Consider the following 17,246-nt stretch of genomic DNA (forward strand, 5'->3'; position numbering starts at 1 on the left):
AGAATATTTAATCTTATGCCCTGGTGTACAGCTGTTTGTGGGTTTTGTGAATTTCTATCAAAACAAAACGATCTACAATCCTCTTCAATTATAACAGGGATAAAATCAGAATTTAACGCCCGTAATTCATGGATGAAAAAAACAAAACCACATGGCCAGCTTAGAATTAAAACCAGCGAAAAGAATTTCAGAAACCAATTCGCCAACGATCATTTGACTTGGGAATCGATCAGAGCTGTTTGAGAATTATTTAGAAAGAATCACCTTCAATTCATCCACCTCAAATTGAATGTCATCCTCACCTATCTGGTCAAAGGGATTCTCCAAATGCTCTTGAAGATTGTCGAGGCTTACCAAAATGGTACTGTACAACACGGCGATGATGTAGGTCATGAACGGATGGGAAAAATCGGAATACGTGCTGGCCGAGTATGGTCCGTATAGAATGGGGAAAAAATAGATGAAAATTTTACTGTAAGCTCGCAACGTTACCGGTGTACGGTAAAAGAAAATGTTGCGAACTATTCCATAACTGATAAGCATCTTGCTCACGTATTGATGCAGTCTGGATAATTCGCTTCCACCCAGGCCTAAGGCTCGATAGCCCTCGATATGAGTGGATAGTTGCGACATGGCTTCATAGATGGCAAACTCGGATGATTTGGCCTCTTCGGGCTTTTTCATAAAGTTTCGGCTTATCTCCACAAAAAGTTGGTTGAGCTCTCCCCTTACTTTTTCCACATCATCTGGCGATTTGTCTCCTAACCAATCTCTTATTCCCAAATAATAGGATATGGCGTGTCCTTTTAAATCTGCGTAAAACTGAAGAGCATGTTCCCGACGTTTATAAGCACTATCGATGCTAAATACTATGGGAAATACGATGGCGATACTAATCAGGTAAAACGGAAATTCGGCTTTGATTTCATAGTGAACGCAGGCGTATGAGGACAACAGTGAAACCACGACCATTAGTAGGGTTTTGTAATTGATTATGGAGAAAAAACTCTTCGCAATTTTCATAAAGGTGATGCTTGTTTTGGGGAATGATCCTTACTAATTTAATCAAAATGCATCTCGGAGTGGGTATGCGGCTTCTCTCCTGCCAAAAATCAAATACCTTAATTTCAGCCGGTTGATCATTGTTGAGTCGGCCAGGCAATATTTTAACGGGCTCTTGGTTAGTCTCTCCAAAAAAGGCTACCACCCTATGATTCTAAGCGCTTATAGAGCCCTAATTGGGCGTTTAAATCGAATTCCGACAAAGGTTACCTCGCTCATTTATTTGGTGCTCATCTTGTTTATGATCTGGGCCAATTTCTGGGATCAACACTTTTGCATTCCGGTTTCTTGGGCAAGTTGGGTACTCCTTGTGGTGACGATTGCTTTTTTGCTCTTTCCCTTTATGGAACACATTCCCTGGTTTCGAAGAATCGGGTTGCTCCTGCATGGTTGTTTTATCTGGATTTTAATCTACTCCTTGGGCTTTGCAGCCAGCTTTGACGGTATCGCTCCATTTGTTCTCATTACCTTAGGAATTTTGGTTTGGGGAATTGGCCTTATTCCCTACATGTGGATGCTCTTTATTCACGTTTGCCAATTGCGGTATAAGAAATACAAACACCTCAGGTCGGAGCGTTTCTTCTTTTGGTTAGGGATGGGAATCCCTCCAGCCTTGGCTCTATTCTTTGTTCTCTTGTTGGGTAGCGTTCAATCGGATTTGCAGTACGCTCGTACTACTAAGGATTTTCAGGAGCTTCATCGGTTTTATCCGCCTCCCAAAAAATATGCTATGGAACGGCTCCTGGGCGCTCATTTCATCTACCACACTCAGCTGTGTTTGTACGACGGTTGGAGGCCCCCATTGCACGATCCCTGGTTAAATACCTATCTATTTCTCAGCAATTCGAGGTGGCAGGAGTTGCCGGATACCCTGAATGGTCAGTCGCTTACTCTAATGCTTAGAGCTCAACTCTACCATGAGGTTTTTCCGGATAGCGATATGGCTATCGATTGTGACTGCTCACGTACTCGATTGCTTAATAAGGAGACCTTTATCAAAAAGGCCATGGACCCGTGAATCAAAAAAAAATCCCGGGGTTAACCGGGATTGGATGGGTTCCTGTGGCAATCGGGGGATCGCGCAGGACCAAACTTCATATGCAGATATATGGGGTATTAAGAGGCTTCCTCCGAGCTTGATTTTAAGTCCTCAAGTTCTTTTTTAAGCTTTTTGTTTTCTTTTCTTAGTTCGATAACCAAATCTTCTACTCCGTGTAATTCCGAGTTCAGGTCACCTATTTCCTGCTTTTTCTCCACCAAACGAGCCATGTATTCGTGCTTTTCTTCGCTGCAATGGGCCAGCAGATTTTTCATGTTGTGATTGCGTTCATCCAACTTGGCAATTTTCGCTTTTAGCTCCACTATTTCCTGTAGGGAGTGTATGTGCGATTCTTTGATTTGTTCGATAGGATCCATGTTCTAATGGTCAATTTATCATTTTCAAATTCAACCTCCAACGAAGGGCTAGATCGAAGGCTGAACTTGAAAATGAAAGATTCATAATGCTAATGTTTGATAACCACTGTGTCCCCGGGTTTAATGTGGTGGGGATTGTTTACCTCATTGTGGTCCGCAATGTTGTCATGTTCATGGCCATGCCCGTGGTACATTTCGGAGATACTCCAAAGAGATTCCCCTTCCTTAACCACATGAACGGAGTAGTTGTTATCTCCCTCCTGCATTTCCAGATCCAAGGCCTGATAGTCGTGAACCACTGTTTCCAAGCGCTCAATTTCCTTTTGCTGCTCGGAGATGGTCGTTCGTAGTTCCTCGATTTTAGCCTCAAGGATTTCTTCGGAGGTCGGGCCGGTTACCTGAGTTTCCAATTCCTGCCTTTCTGTTCCTTCTGGAATCGTTGAACTAACGACCCAACCAGAGAATAACAAAATGGCGATACCGGAAAGGGAAAATAGATACCTCTTTCGAATCCTTCTTTCGCTTTTTGATTGTTTAATAAATTCAAACCCTGATAGCTCGGAATTGCATTCAGGGCAATGGGTGGCGTCCTCCGCCACATGCTGGTGTTGGCAAACTGGACATTCCATAACGCTGAGTTTTAGACTTACTAAATTTATCATTTTTGAGCAGAAAAGCAAATTTTAGAGCCTGTTTATTTCTCATTTTCAGTCGTTTAATGAAGTTTCATGAAACGGTCGATTTACCCCATAAAAAAAGCGGGTCCCTTGCTGGAAACCCGCTTTTCTTGTATCTCGTAAGAATAACTTATCGTTGAAGAATCAACTTCTCCTGATACAGTTGCTCACTTCCCGTTAACTGAAGGTAATAAACCCCGTTAGGAAGATTCGATACATCGATTTGAGCCTCATTTTTCGACGTTTTAGAAGAAAAGGGCACCTCTACCCTTTTTCCTCGGATATCGTATAGAATGGCGTATTCAAATTCACCTGCTTCTTCTGGCCACAACAGCTGAAACTGTCCGGTACCCGGATTCGGATAGATCAGCAGCTGACCTTGGGCTTGATTCTCTTGTTCCTCAAGCTCCAAAGCATTCTCTGAAGTCTTTTGGTAACTGCCTGATGTGTTTTGATCGTAAACCCGGGTGATAAATAGATCTGGTCCACTGGCAAACATCGTACTGTTGCTACCAAACGTGATGCTCTGGGAGAAACGACCAGCAATGAACGACAATCCAGTACTACCATCAAAGGCCATACTCACCTTGGGGCTTAAGCGTCCAGGAGAATCGAAATCTGGTGTAGGTGTATTCATGACCCAGCTCAAGCTACCGTTCGTAGCATACTTAGCGACAAAGTAGTTAATGTTGGCACTTTGCGTGCTGGTTGCAGTCAATGTAGGTACACCGCTGAAGGTCAGGTTCCAGCTGTATTTACCCGTAATCATAGGTTCACCTGAAGCATTTAGTTTGACATCATGACCGGCATGAATTAGGCTGTTTCCTGGAACGGCTGTGGTAGTGGCTGTTGTGGCCCATATTTCGTTTAGACCTGAACCGAACTTGGCTAGGAATACAGGGCCAAATTGTGCGGTACCATTAAACATAAATCCACTTCCATTGTGCGATCCGGTTACGTAGGTATGTCCGCTGGCATCACAAGCCAATCCTTCAGGCCAGAAGTTGTTCTTAGCCAAAGTTTGGAACATTCCTCCTGGATCAAGAATGAATACAAACCCTTCGTTGGAAGTTCCAGATGTAATGTTTACTCCACCAATGTTCAGCGTTCCTGGAGTATACATCCCTCCTGCTATCACCAGGTTGCCGTTGTTGTCCATATCAATGTCAATGGCACGGCTGGATGGTGCGCCGGGGCCGTTCGGGTCATCTACAGTCCACTGTTGGGCTCCATTTTGATCGTAGGCTTGTACAAAGTATTGATTGTGGTTAAAACCCATCGAATAGCGATATCCTGCCACGTACACGTTGTTGCCCCCGTAGTCAACCACCACTTCTTCCGGAAACACTTCATAATCCATCAGAATCATAGGCTTGGCCCACTGGCAAACCCCAGATGCGCTGTAATGCGCAATGAATCCGTAACCTGGAAAATTGTTTCCCTGGCTGGTTAATGAAACTCCGTTGTCAAAGTCTATTTTGTCTCCATAGGTTCCGGTTACATAGACGGAGCCATTAGGAGCTATTGCCAGTCCCAAACCGCTGGAAGGACCTGGATCGAGGTTCACTTTAACCCACTCTATAGCACAACCATTGAGCTTGGCCAGAAAGAATTGCTTACCCCCGGTTTGACCGTTGTACTCTACCGTGGTGCCCATCAGGTCAAAGTCGCTGTAGTAGTATCCCGTAATGTAGGCGTTTCCATTAGCGTCCATTTCGATATCGGTGATGGCTTCTGCCTCCCCTCCTATCGATTGTTTAGGCCAGTAGCCGCTTCCGGTTACATCATCACAGACCAAGGTGGCAGATGTTTGATACTCACAGCCCGCTGGAGACACCACCGAAAGGTAGATGGTAATACTTCCGGATGAAGCAAATTGCCAAGGCTCGTCAATGGGCTGATTCATGGCAGCATCGTAAAACCATTGTACTTGTTGGCCCGCACTGGTATACTGTAGGATGATGGAATTCAGGTTGTATATCCCTGATCCATCGGCCTGAATGGTAAGTGGACCAAAAGTGGGTACTGGAATCAATTCGAGTGTTACCGTAACCAAGTGGGTACATCCATCAGGTGTGACCATATGAGCAAAAACTTGGGTGCCGTTGGCGGCAGTATAGGCAGCTGGATTAGTAATGGCCTGTGTCATAGCCGCATCTTGAAACCATTGGATGGTATATCCCGAACCGAGCAAATCGGCCATGGAACTAGTGAGGTTAAATACACCATTACCGGTGGCATCTTCGCAGGCCTCCAGGGTAAAGTCGCCAAAACAAAAATCGCTACATGGGGCGTCGCTGGCCGTTTTGCTCTTCATGGCAAACTTGGAGGCGTTCACCGCAATAGGGTCATTGGTGTAAGGATCGTTTTTGGTCACAGGAGAAAACTGGTTATTCGGGCTCATAGAGCTGAAGTTCTCACAACCGGTAATCAGTTTTTCATCCAGCTTTAGAAGATTGATACTTGTACCCTGACTCTCTTCTCCCGGAATAACGTACATGTACCCTCCGTTCGGACTCACACAAATGTGTTTAGGTACATAAAAGAAGTGATTCTGATTACCCGAGAAAAATGGTGGATGCGAAGGGAAATCCGGACCGATTACCGATGGATTGTCCAAAGTAACCGAGGTGTATTGACGCATATCAATATCCTGAAGTATGCCGGTGCCAACGGTACCTAACTGCGGCCAATTGCTCCGCCCTACTTTCATTGCCGTGGGATAAAGGTTGGCGTGTCCAGTGAGTACAAAGTCTTGCCCGTCGGTACTTTCAATAAGCTTGGAACCGTAGTACTCGTTTCCATGGTTGAGCAAGTTGGATTCATAGTAATGCGTCAAATCGCCACTTGTAGGATCGATTTTAGCGATCATGGTGCCGTGCGAAAACTTGGTAAAGATCTTTTGGTAAACCCGGTTTTCAACAGGATCATAAAACAGATCGGTGCTATAATCATTCGTAGGCGAAGGTGCGCCCCAAGCGTTGGCTATGGATAAGGTCGTTCTGTAGTTCATATTGTCTTCTACAATCAATCCGGAAGCTCCTTGGAGTTGTGAAACCGTTCGCTTGGACTTCGATCCAGCCAGGTAGTAGGCGGATACAAAATTGGATGGATTGCTTGGCGAAGTGTAATTGGTCATTTCCACTACAGAATTGGCGAAGTCGAAATCGTTTTGATCGCCAAATTGGGAAAAGTCAAACTCCTCTATCCAGTCCATTTGCAGGTTCCCCTTCAGTTTGATAAGGAGCTGCTTCTTGGAGGAAGCATCGTCAAAGTCTATGGCTACGGCTCCCGCAATAGCAAATCCACCGTCCTGGGTATTAATGATTTCAACTCCTACTGCATTTCTTAAAGGAAACCCGGTAAAAGCATCCGAGGATTGTACTGGTATTTGAACGGTGTTGGGCCCCTGCATACAACTGTTTCCCTGATCTATGATTTCCAGCGCCAGTACTTGCTTGTATCCTGCTGTACTGTTACAATACCCGGTAATGATGTAGGTATCTCCCTGTCCTTGACGACGAATGATATCAAAGGCACGAGCATTTTTGGTCCCATTGGGATCATCAAATCGCCATTGCCATACCATATTCCCCATTAGGTCTACCTTAAACACCACGATGTGCTTTTGAGCTTGAGATAAGTTCTCTGTACCGGCAATAATGTATCCATCTCCTTGCCCGGTGCTCACAATGGATAAATCTGAAATGTGGGATCCCGCATATTCCATTGCTTTAACAAATCGGACATTGGAAGCCGAACAATCTTCAATTGTCAGGGTTTGAGGAAGGGTGTAGTTGGTACTTCCGGCGACTCCATTTTCCAGGTAATTTACAGTAAGAGATACCGTGTAGGTACCAGGGATGTAGCTTCCCCTGTAGACAAGGTAAATGTTACAGGATAGTTTCCACCATAGTTAACCGTTTGGGCACTAGTAGCTCCGCTGGTTTCAGTGAAGGTAAAGGTCCAACCTGTGATTTGGCTATTTGCTGGTAAATGGTCAATTCCCATTCCAGAGAAGGATACCTCTTCTCCGGCACAAAGGGTTAACCGATCAGCAGTAAACTCAGCGGTAAAATTCTGAGGCGTGTAATTCGGAATACATCCGGTGGTCTCAATACCTGTTTGAATCCGATTGAGTACGGAAAACCATTGAGTTCGAGCCACACCCGCAAAATTGTTCATCCGGTTGTTTTGATCGGTCACAAAGGACTTTACTCCATTGATGGTAATCTTGTTGATGTCGCTGGTGTAATCCATGTGGTTGTTAAAGTACAAGGGACTGGAACCGTTGCAACTCGTTATACCGGAGCCTATTCCAGCTGGTGGAGTTCCCGGGTAATTCATGTGAGATTCCTGTTGAGATGGGGTTCCCGGAAGGTGGTCACCGGTCATGCCCACGGCCGTCGCATTACACTCTTCATCTACTTCGAAAACGTGCTTAAGCAAGAGCCAGTGCCCCACTTCATGTACCAAGAGTTTTCCTTGAGTAGCACCAGGTGTTAAGGAATAGGCACCCGGATTGACATCTTCATTTCCAACGCTACCGGAAATAACGGTCACGTCATCAAAAGGATAACCTACGCCATAGGAAGACTCTCCTCCAACACTTTGATAAGAAACATTGATAACCTGATCCACCACATAGATGTCCAGGTAATGGTTTTCTTGAGGTTGGTTAAAAGGCAGTATTGCCTCCATAGCAGCAACCTGAACTGCATCGCTTGCTTGGAAATTACCCAGGGAGTTGTGAACGGTATAGGTTACCCCTACCGAGGTAAAAGAAGGGTTAATTCCATCGGAAAGCTCTTGCCAGCTGCCCGGAACACCGGCTACTCCTTGGTAAGATTCTGGAGCTTTTTGAGCCAGGCAAAACTGAATGTTGCTGCTGGCAAATTCATCGTTCAATCGATCCAATTGGTCTTGAATTCGGCTCCAGCCGTTGTTATACTTAGTATACATTTCGTATTCCGGAGAGGAATAATTGCCTGTAAGGTTTATTGGATTGGTGATAATGTGAAACACCACAGGAATTCGGTAAATGCCATTAACTGCACTTCGACTACCGGTTTGTTGCAGTCGAGCCATTTGCTCTTCAAGTTGGTGAATTTGTTGCCGGAATTCGGCATCATGCAACATTCGAAAACGATGTGCTTCTGACGTTCCACAGCTGGTTTGAGCTTGTGAAATTAGAGGAAGTCCGCCCAAAATGAGCAGGACCAAAAAGGAGAGCCATCTCCTCCATGATAATAGATAATACATAGGTGAAAATTTAGTTTAAGCGCCTATTAACCCAGGCACGATAGGGTTTGGATAAAGTCGTTCAGGAAAAATGACTTGAAAGTATAGGGTGCTCCCAAGCCCCGAGAAATTCGGGTGTAATAATCAGCTGGTTAGCCCGCCACACCCGGGTGGAGCTGGTAACATTTGCCGAGCTACAGCAAATAGCCGATTACTAAGAGAATGGGTGTGATTGGTGATGAAAAATGAGTGCAAGTCCAAGGCGAATAGGAAAACAAATTTCATAGTCTTTTCAAGGGTTGTCAGTGAGGAAAACAATAATTGGGTTCTGATTTTGCAGCCACAATGTACGGATTATTCCGGGCCTTTACTACCTACGGATCAGCTGATTGTCACGGGATTTATGACTGGGTCTTCTGAATCAATTAGGGGACGATTTCTTTTTATCAAAAGGAGAATTTCCATCGTTTTTCGAACCGGATATTGTGTATTTTCGTTCGAACCAAAATGCCAAATTTTATCATTAAAATATTGCAAAAGATAGGTCGATACGAATCGGCTTACCTCTTTATTTGGTTGCTTGTTTGGTATTCTACGGTGGGTGAATGGATACCAGCAGTGGTGCTTATTCTTTGGTCCTGTAGCCTATCTTCTTATTTCATGCTCACCTCTCAGTACAATTTACGCTCTGAGGATGCTCCCAAGCTTCTCAAAATATTTGACATCATTGGAGGTATTTCGACTTCCTTGCTCATGATGGGTCTACTCTTTAGAACGATGCTCTACCCTGGTTATTCAATGATCCTGAATATTGGCATGATAGCTCTTATCGTTCAGGTTAGCCTACTTGGAGTTCCTCGTATTCGAAACCATGTTATGCCGGACATGGGTAAATTGATGATCCGATACGTCATTCTGGGTGGTGTTGGTGGTTTTTATTGGTTGGTCTACCTGATCTAATTTTTGCCTGGATTTGGAGCTCTTATGAATCGTTTAAATCAAATAACAATCCTCTTTTCGCTGTGCATCGTGCTATTGGGTTTTGTTCCGTCTCAAACCTGGGCTCAGTCCAACTCTCCTGAAGATTCTGAGGTTTATCAAACCGTAGATCAGATGCCCGAATTTGCGCATGGAGCAGACTCCCTCAGCCGCTACCTAATCAATAGCTTAACGGTCAACGCCGAATGCGACACAAATGACTACTTGAACAAAATCTACGTTTCCTTTATTGTAGACACCTTAGGCCAGGTGGTAAATGTAGATGTGATACGAGGTGCATCCCCTTGCATGGATTCGCTAATGACCCAAACTTTCGAGGATATGCCTCCATGGAATCCGGGCAAACATGAAGGCAAAAAAGTAGCGGTTAAGTTGGTTACGCCCATCCATATTCGAATTCGCTAGACCCGACCGATTTATCGAGCAGATTGACCGCTTATCCATCCTTTCCTTTTTTTAACTTCTTTTCCCCAACTCTTTCCAAGATCATCCGTTCTTTTTAATGAGAACCGCCCGAAAATGGACTGAAATCCGCGGGCAATGAACCGAAAAAACAGACGTTTCTTAGAGTAATCATGGAAGGAAGATTCAATCAAAAGAACTTGGAGAACAAACGCTACTCCGTTTTGATCGATGAACAAATTGATGCCCGCATTTTGGTTGTCACCTTTGGGGGTAAGGAAACAAACCTGTCATTCCCGATCACTGATTATATGCGCTCTTTGGATACTTTTCCGGTAACCAAGGTTTTCATCCGTGACTTCGAGCATAGCTGGTATCTCAATGGTATTCCCGGAGTTAGCAATGGTCCTTCTGAGACTCTTTTTTACCTAAAAAAACTGATTAGCCGATTCAATCCATCTAAGACGATATTCATTGGAAGTACTTTCGGCGGATATGCGGCTATGCTATATGGCAACATGCTCAAGGTAGATGAAGTTCATGCTTTCTCTAGCCAGTCTTTTTTGAATGGATGGAATCGTTTGACCCATTTGGATGGTCGCTGGAAAAATTACATTCGTCGGTTAAATCCTAATGCTTCCGACTTTCTGGATTTGAAAAAGTACTTCCGCGAAAACCGCAGCACCAATACCAACTTTCACATGTATTGGGATTGCACCAATCACCTGGATAGCGTTCATGCCTCCCGTATGAACTTTAGCAACTTCTACCTGCATGGTTACCCATTTGGTGGGCCTACCATCATGAAAAGCTTGTTTGAGAATGGCGAACTACAAAACATTGTTCGCAATTTCGTTCTCGATAGCTACTCCCATAGCATGGCGAGTTAGAATCTTTTCAGTTACTACCATCCCCAACCCTTTCCATTGATCTATTAAGCCTTATTGGACTTAAGGCAACTTTGCTTTTTTGCCGGCAACAAAAATCCTACAACTCACAAACAATTCTCCACAGGCGATAAAAACCTCGAAATTATTCTTTCAGTATAGCCCTAAATTCAAGTTTGATAAAGAATTCTTCGGCGTTTACCCAACTCATTAATCGCTTAAGAACCAATTAATAACTAAATCTTTTGATCTTATGAAAAGGGAAACTACCTTATTCCTGTTAGGGCTATTAATGTCCTATACATCCTTCGGCCAAATGTCACGAACTACTCTGGTCGAATCCGGTTACAACCTTATGAATCCGAATGTGATTAGGTGCAGTGATAGCACCGGTTATCTTATTTCTGCATCTGCTGTAAAGGACAGCTTAACTTCTCGTGCCTGGCTCACAAAAATTGACAACCTTGGAGGCGTAGTCTGGTCTCAGTCCTATCAATTGGGCAGCGGAACAGATACCCGTTGCTATGGTCTGGTGGAGCATCAGGCGAATCAATCTTTTATGCTTACCGGTTACTTTACCGATCAATTTGGGATGCGAGTTCCATACGTATTGGAGGTAACAGATCCTAATGGGGTAATTAAAAACATGGCTCAACTGGATTTTTGCAGCAATGTGTATTCAGGAGGCCCATGTCATGGTTATGGTTTGGATCTAATGATCGATGCTGGCAATCATGTTGTGGTTTCTGGCTTTGCCGATCAAACGCAAACACCTTCTCAGTCAAGTTTAGCTGTATACGGCATTGTGGCACAGCTGGATTGGCAATTGCAGGGAACTTGGGTTAGCAAGTTCGAATCGTTTATTACCTGCTCACCAAGTGCCAATGTCACCAATCAATATCCTATGGCCAATCGGGCCGTACAAATACCAGGTGATCGTTACCTGATTACGGGTAGCGTTGGAGACGAACAATTCGAACAAGGCCGGCCCTTTCAAACTCAAGTGGTATTAGCGGCCAATATGGACAATGGCGGTAACATTCATTGGACCAACCCATACAGCCTGTTTCCAACCTGTTCTGGTGGTAGTGATGATTTTCATGTAGGTGTAGATGCCTGGGCCGATAATAATAATGTGTACCTGTTTTCAAACTTTAGTAATGCACACTCCTTTAATATGTCGGTTATGGACGCCACCACGGGAACTATGAAATTCAGTAAAACCATCATCCCAGCCGATAACTATTGGGCTCATACGGTATTACAAGATCGAGCCGATACCAATTATTTAATAGTTGCTGGAGTAAGACATGACAATGTAGCTCCTGACATTCCCTTTACCATTCGCATCAGTAAAGTTACTGGTGAAGTGCATTGGAGTAACGAGTATCTGGTGAACAGTTTCCCTACTTACCTGCAGAATTACGGACAGGGTGATGACCGACTCATTGCCTACGAAAAGGTTTACCAGCCCTTTATCGAATATCCGGATATGATCACCTACTCCAACAATGCCGGATACATACTGGTTACCAATCGGGTGGATGACCCCAGTTTACCCATTGCCATAGAAGTTTTGGAATTGGGGAACGGAGGGGAAGAATTGGTGAGCAATTGCAGCTTTTATGAACGGCAGGTTGACACTATTAATGATCCGCTTTTCGCTCGTCCGGTTACCTTCTTTACACCGACTCCTAACTCACCCAATCCCGTTATGATTGCCAATAACCCTGAGTCACCGGCCTATATTGATTGTATTGATCCGCTGCCTACTTATTCTCCAAAGCGATCTGGTGGGCTATTGGGATTGAACGAACAAAATGGCACTGACCAACTTGAATTGTATCCGAATCCGGTTAATACAGGTTCTGAATTAACTATTCGAATCAGCACTCCCCTACTTTCAGCTCGCATTCTTGATGTTGCGGGAAAAGAGGTGCAGGTCTTGTCCGATCTGAACTCAGAACAAGGAGGCTACCTAAAACTTCCCATCGACCTCAAAAGGGGAACCTATTTCTTGGAGGGGAAAACCGAGACCGAGGTATTCAAAACCCAATTTATTGTGAATCAATAGAAACAACACATCATGCATTTGATGGCCCAGTCTGGCTTATAGCCGGCTGGGCTTTTTCTTGGGGGAACAGGACAAGGGTTAATCCTGGGTTAAGGAATTTTCCTGCGGATATACCGCAGAACATACGCTTTACTTTACTCATCAATTCAATTATTAACCTTAATTCTCAAAAGCATGATTTTATTAAGAATGATGAGCGTGTTCGCAGCCGTTGCCTTATCGGTTGGAGCACTCGCACAAATTCCCCGGTTGACCCTGTATGATGCGCAGGCCAACTTATTGAACCCTAATGTGGTCCGTTGCAGTGATGGTACGGGCTATTTGATCTCAGCGTCGGCGGTGGTTAATCCATCCAATTCTAAGGCTTGGGTAACCAAGATTGATCCTTCGGGAACGCCGGTATGGACCCAAAGTTATTTACTGGGTGGTGGCCCGGATATGCGCTGCTACGGATTGGTGGAACACCGGTCTAATGGAACTTTTATGCTCACCGGTTATTTCACCGATGGCGGCTTTCGATATCCTTACGTATTGGAAATTGATGGCAGTGGCGGAATGGTCAATTTTCGCCAGCTGGATGTTTGCAACAACTTCTACCCCAGTGGTACCTGCCACGGTTATGGTCTCGACATAATGGTGGATATGAACGACAATGTAGTAGTCACTGGTTTTGCCGATGAAGGACCGCTCAGTCTGACCAGTAATCGGGTAAATGGATACTTGGTGCAACTCGATGCTGGGTTGAATCAAAATTGGACGGTTCAATTCAATTCGGTTGACAATTGTCCTTCTGCTGGAAACAACACTTACCACACCTACCCTATGGGTAACCGGGTGATCGAAGTTCCTGGAGATGGCTATTTCATTACCGGGAGTGTGGATGACGAGCAGTTCCTTTGGACTACGCCTTATCAAGTACAGGCTGTATTGGGTGCCATGTTGGATTACAATGGAAACTTAAATTGGAAGAATCCATTTAGCATCTTCCAGAATTGTGGAGGTGGCAACGATGACTTCCATGTGGGTGTGGATGCCGTGCATGACAATGGTCGGGTTTACCTGCTGTCAAACTTCACCAATACGCACAACTTCCACCTCGCCGATTACAGCACAAGTACAGGACTTATTGGGACCAGCGAATACTACTCACCTACAACCCATCATTGGGCACATACCGTTTTGGAAGACCAATTCAATCCCGATAACTTGATTGTTGCTGGTGTTCAGCACAATGGAAGCGGAACGAATTATCCCTTTGTGGCCAATATCGACAAGGGATCAGGCAATGTAAACTGGATGTATGACTATCAGGTCAACAGCAACCCGGCATACCTTCAAAATTTCGGTCAAACCGATCCACGATTAGTGCCCTTTTACGGCGGTTACGAGCCCTTTATTGAATATCCGGACATGATTACCAACACCGACGATGGATACTTCTTTGTGGCCAATCGTGTAGATGGTCTGGGATCTCCCATTGCCATCGATCTGTTTGAAATTGATGGTTCGGGTAAGTTGATCGGACCATCTCCAGGCTGTGACCAGACTTCGGTTACACTCAATCACTTCAGCGTGACTCCTCGTTACAAGAATGTGGATATCAATCCTCCTTTCAACAATCCTGAGTCCACTCCTGGTGATCAGGCCTTTGCTCCCCAGGCATCTATAGCCAAATGTCAGGAACCTCTACCCGACTTTGAAGGACGAAAAAGAGGCACCTTGTCAACGGAAGAATGGGTTGCCTCCGAGGATGTTCAACTCTTTCCTAATCCGGTTAGACAGGGAGAAACGCTACAAGTTGAGTTTACCGATGAGTTGCTAAGTGCCCGAGTACTTGATCTTTCTGGTAAGGAATTGATTCAGCTTCAGGATATCGACTCCTACACCAACGGGACCATCGACTTTCCAGCGGAATTGAATCCAGGAGTTTATTTCTTTGAAGTTCAAACCAAACAGGCTGTGAAGCGTCACAAGTTTGTGGTGAAGGACTAAAACCTACACTAAGAAACCCTGCTGGCTGTTTGCGCTTTTCAGTCAGTGGGGTTTTCTTTGTCCAGTTCTTTGAGCAATCGTTTTACCTCAGCTACCTTTTCCCAGTTTTGAGTCCTTTGGTAGGCATGCCTCATCGAAACCAAAGTTGCTCTATCCTTTGGCCTAAGAGCATGAGCCTTTTCCAGGTAGGGTAAACTAAGTTCCATTTCATCTCTTCCCCGTTTGGTCATTTCCTGATAGGTTTTGTTATCATCAACCGGAACCTCAATTGAACCTGAGATAATTTCGGCACCCCGATTAAAGTGTAAGGCTGCTAGATTGAAGTAGGCATCGAAGTAATTGGAATCTATTTCCACAGCAATTAAGTAGTCCTGCTCCGCCAGATCCGCCTTGCCTAATGCATCATATAAAGATCCACGGGCGAAGTACAATAAAGCGTTGTCCGGATCCCGTTCCATAGTCACGTTGATGGCTTCAATGGCTTCTTCCCACTTTTGTTCTTTGAGGTAAATATTGACCAATTGGGTGATTAAGGAAAGATTTTCAGGAAAGGATTCCCGGCCTAAGTCCACTATTCTTTTGGCTTCTTTGGTATGTCCTTGTTCCACCAGCCAACTCGACCAACCAACATAAGGATCTGCTCCGCGGTAATGGCCTTCCATACATAGCTGGAAGTAACGGCTAGCGGTAAGGCTATCATTAGCCATTTGAGCCATGGTAGCTATGTTGTAGAGAACTGCACTATCAAGGCCGTCAATAGCTCGTTGTGCTTGTTCTGCGAGTAAATGAAAGCTTAGGGCTTTAGCAAAGTCTTGAGATGAATATAGTTGAACACCTATCTCAAAAGTGACGCTATCCAAATCCTTTAGTAGCTGTTCAGCTGAAAGTTGAGTTGAGGAATCTGTCAGTTCTCGGGCTTGAATGGCAGAACGAATGGCTTCTTTTCCCCAGACCAATTTGTTGGAGTCCTGGTCTTCCATCATCTTTTGGTAAACCAGGGCACGGTAATACCAGGTAGCTAATTGATTCTTGGTGTCCTCATGTTCAATAGCTTGATCGAGTTTCTTTTGGGCTTTATGGAGAAGCTTAGTTTTGGCGCTGAGCAGGTATTGATTAAGGTGATCCTTAGCCTTAGATACCGCCTTTTCCTGGGCCTGAATGGATAAGCAGGTCAATAAAGCTAAAATAAGTAGCTGTGTTTTCATACTTGGATGCTATCGGTTTGTTGGTAAACGGTCCGTTTTGTTGGGTAGTATGGACATAAAAAAAGGGAGCTTCCGATGGGTATCGGATCAAGCCCCTTTTAGTTATCGTTGATGAGGATAAATCCTACATGCTGTCAATCTTCTTTTGAATCTCGATGGCCTTCTCCGTGTTACCTAAGTAAGTGTAGGTAGTTTTCAAAGAAACCATGGTATCTGTGTTTTTTGGATCCAATTGGTGAGCCATTTCTAACGCAGGCATAGCCAATTTCAATTTGTCCAATCCAGCGTTTTTCAACTCTTCGTATTTCTTCTGATCACTCGGAGGAACGTTGTTTGCCTCAGTAATCAGGTTTGCACCTTGGTTGTAGTAAAGGGCTCCAATGTTGTAGTAAGAATCGAAGTGCTGAGGATTCAACTCAGTAGCTTTCGTGTAGTCGGCTACTGCTTTTTCTGAATCTCCGTTTTTGTCATAAATGGTTCCTCTTGCAAAGAAGAACAGGTAGTTAGTAGGATCATTGGCAATAGCAGCGTCCAGGTTGCCCAAGGCTTCTTCCAAACGACCGCTAACCAGGTAAATGTTCAATTCCTGAGTAATCAAGCCTTGATCACTTGGAAATTTCTCACGACCCATTTTCAATACTTCCAATGCTCCGGTAGTGTCAGCGTTACCCAACAAGATGGTAGCCTTGTTTTGGTAAGGTACAGCTCCTTTGTATCCTTTCTCAATGTTTTTGTCGAGGTATTCCAAAGCCACATCATTTTGACCGGCTTTCATGGCTACCAATACAATGTTGAAAAGCACTCCGCTATCAACAACACCGCTGGCAGTTCCTACTTTTTCAGAAATTTGGAAATACTTCAATGAGTTAGCCCAATCCTGAGCATTGTAGCTCTGAATACCTGCATCAAATGCAGTATTGGCCAAACGGGCATATTCACGCTTAATCTCATCCTTGTCCATTTTCTTGTCTTCATAGGTCAATGCCTTTTCGTAAGCCGAAGCCGACTCTACAACGGCATCACCCTTCATGGATGCATATTTAGGATCTTGAGATGTGGCTATCGCGAAGTATACTCGTCCGCGGTAGAAATAGGTCTTCCACCAATCTGTAGTGGTAGGATGGGAAGTCGCCGCATCAATTGCTTCTTTAGCATCGTCGAGCTCATTGTAATTCAAGTAGTTGTTTGTACTAGTTACTTTGCTCTTTTGCGCGTAAATGGCAGTTGATGACAAAAGCATTACGGCAATTACTAACTTTCTCATACTGTGCTTCAATTTTTTGCAAATAAA

The 17,246-nt window shown here is 44.5% G+C and carries 13 protein-coding genes; 6 read left to right on the forward strand and 7 right to left on the reverse strand.

Annotated features, from left to right (window positions below; translation table 11 throughout):
- Nucleotides 1-246 precede the first annotated feature (246 nt).
- Complete coding sequence (locus KFE98_17765) at nucleotides 247-1,023, reverse strand: hypothetical protein (protein UTW61838.1); 777 nt, start codon at nucleotides 1,021-1,023, stop codon at nucleotides 247-249.
- Nucleotides 1,024-1,135: 112 nt separating this feature from the next.
- On the opposite strand from KFE98_17765, the gene KFE98_17770 reads away from it, so the two are divergent.
- Nucleotides 1,136-2,080, forward strand: a complete 945-nt coding sequence (locus KFE98_17770) for a hypothetical protein (protein UTW61839.1) — start codon at nucleotides 1,136-1,138, stop codon at nucleotides 2,078-2,080.
- A 98-nt stretch (nucleotides 2,081-2,178) separates the two neighbouring features.
- Here KFE98_17770 and KFE98_17775 read toward each other — a convergent pair whose 3' ends face one another.
- From KFE98_17775 to KFE98_17790, 4 genes are all read right to left on the reverse strand, one after another.
- A complete protein-coding gene (locus KFE98_17775; GenBank protein UTW61840.1) occupies nucleotides 2,179-2,478 on the reverse strand; it encodes a hypothetical protein in 300 nt (99 codons plus the stop codon).
- An 89-nt stretch (nucleotides 2,479-2,567) separates the two neighbouring features.
- On the reverse strand, nucleotides 2,568-3,107 hold the full coding sequence (locus KFE98_17780) for a LysM peptidoglycan-binding domain-containing protein (GenBank protein ID UTW61841.1): 540 nt from the start codon (nucleotides 3,105-3,107) through the stop codon (nucleotides 2,568-2,570).
- 178 nt (nucleotides 3,108-3,285) lie between these two features.
- Nucleotides 3,286-6,885, reverse strand: a complete 3,600-nt coding sequence (locus KFE98_17785; GenBank protein UTW61842.1) for a T9SS type A sorting domain-containing protein — start codon at nucleotides 6,883-6,885, stop codon at nucleotides 3,286-3,288.
- A gap of 101 nt (nucleotides 6,886-6,986) precedes the next feature.
- Entirely contained in the window at nucleotides 6,987-8,417 is a 1,431-nt protein-coding gene (locus tag KFE98_17790) for a hypothetical protein (GenBank protein ID UTW61843.1), read from the reverse strand.
- Between the two features lie 510 nt (nucleotides 8,418-8,927).
- Between KFE98_17790 and KFE98_17795 the strand changes: the two genes are divergently transcribed.
- The 5 genes from KFE98_17795 (at nucleotide 8,928) to KFE98_17815 (ending at nucleotide 14,750) form a co-directional block, all read left to right on the forward strand.
- Nucleotides 8,928-9,356, forward strand: a complete 429-nt coding sequence (locus KFE98_17795; protein UTW61844.1) for a hypothetical protein — start codon at nucleotides 8,928-8,930, stop codon at nucleotides 9,354-9,356.
- 24 nt (nucleotides 9,357-9,380) lie between these two features.
- Nucleotides 9,381-9,800: a hypothetical protein gene (locus KFE98_17800; GenBank protein UTW61845.1), complete on the forward strand. Its 420-nt coding sequence runs from the start codon at nucleotides 9,381-9,383 to the stop codon at nucleotides 9,798-9,800.
- 170 nt (nucleotides 9,801-9,970) lie between these two features.
- Nucleotides 9,971-10,687, forward strand: a complete 717-nt coding sequence (locus KFE98_17805) for a hypothetical protein (GenBank protein UTW61846.1) — start codon at nucleotides 9,971-9,973, stop codon at nucleotides 10,685-10,687.
- A gap of 250 nt (nucleotides 10,688-10,937) precedes the next feature.
- A complete protein-coding gene (locus KFE98_17810) occupies nucleotides 10,938-12,758 on the forward strand; it encodes a T9SS type A sorting domain-containing protein (protein ID UTW61847.1) in 1,821 nt (606 codons plus the stop codon).
- A 174-nt stretch (nucleotides 12,759-12,932) separates the two neighbouring features.
- The gene (locus KFE98_17815; GenBank protein UTW61848.1) at nucleotides 12,933-14,750 is read left to right on the forward strand and encodes a T9SS type A sorting domain-containing protein; all 1,818 of its coding nucleotides are present in this window, start codon (nucleotides 12,933-12,935) and stop codon (nucleotides 14,748-14,750) included.
- Nucleotides 14,751-14,788: 38 nt separating this feature from the next.
- On the opposite strand, the gene KFE98_17820 is transcribed toward KFE98_17815, so the two are convergent.
- Complete coding sequence (locus KFE98_17820; GenBank protein ID UTW61849.1) at nucleotides 14,789-15,955, reverse strand: hypothetical protein; 1,167 nt, start codon at nucleotides 15,953-15,955, stop codon at nucleotides 14,789-14,791.
- Between the two features lie 124 nt (nucleotides 15,956-16,079).
- Nucleotides 16,080-17,219, reverse strand: coding sequence for a tetratricopeptide repeat protein (locus KFE98_17825; protein UTW61850.1), 1,140 nt, complete (start codon nucleotides 17,217-17,219; stop codon nucleotides 16,080-16,082).
- Nucleotides 17,220-17,246 lie beyond the last annotated feature (27 nt).

The sequence above is a fragment of the bacterium SCSIO 12741 genome (genome assembly GCA_024398055.1).
GTDB lineage: Bacteria > Bacteroidota > Bacteroidia > Flavobacteriales_G > Salibacteraceae > SCSIO-12741.

Excerpts from the sequence above, each read along its gene's own strand:
- KFE98_17810 (UTW61847.1), top strand. The coding sequence starts at position 10,938 with ATGAAAAGGGAAACTACCTTATTCCTGTTAGGGCTATTAATGTCCTAT.
- KFE98_17805 (UTW61846.1), top strand. The coding sequence starts at position 9,971 with ATGGAAGGAAGATTCAATCAAAAGAACTTGGAGAACAAACGCTACTCC.
- KFE98_17815 (UTW61848.1), top strand. The coding sequence starts at position 12,933 with ATGATTTTATTAAGAATGATGAGCGTGTTCGCAGCCGTTGCCTTATCG.
- KFE98_17825 (UTW61850.1), bottom strand. The coding sequence starts at position 17,219 with ATGAGAAAGTTAGTAATTGCCGTAATGCTTTTGTCATCAACTGCCATT.
- KFE98_17780 (UTW61841.1), bottom strand. The coding sequence starts at position 3,107 with ATGGAATGTCCAGTTTGCCAACACCAGCATGTGGCGGAGGACGCCACC.
- KFE98_17785 (UTW61842.1), bottom strand. The coding sequence starts at position 6,885 with ATGGAATATGCGGGATCCCACATTTCAGATTTATCCATTGTGAGCACC.
- KFE98_17800 (UTW61845.1), top strand. The coding sequence starts at position 9,381 with ATGAATCGTTTAAATCAAATAACAATCCTCTTTTCGCTGTGCATCGTG.
- KFE98_17765 (UTW61838.1), bottom strand. The coding sequence starts at position 1,023 with ATGAAAATTGCGAAGAGTTTTTTCTCCATAATCAATTACAAAACCCTA.
- KFE98_17790 (UTW61843.1), bottom strand. The coding sequence starts at position 8,417 with ATGTATTATCTATTATCATGGAGGAGATGGCTCTCCTTTTTGGTCCTG.
- KFE98_17775 (UTW61840.1), bottom strand. The coding sequence starts at position 2,478 with ATGGATCCTATCGAACAAATCAAAGAATCGCACATACACTCCCTACAG.
- KFE98_17820 (UTW61849.1), bottom strand. The coding sequence starts at position 15,955 with ATGAAAACACAGCTACTTATTTTAGCTTTATTGACCTGCTTATCCATT.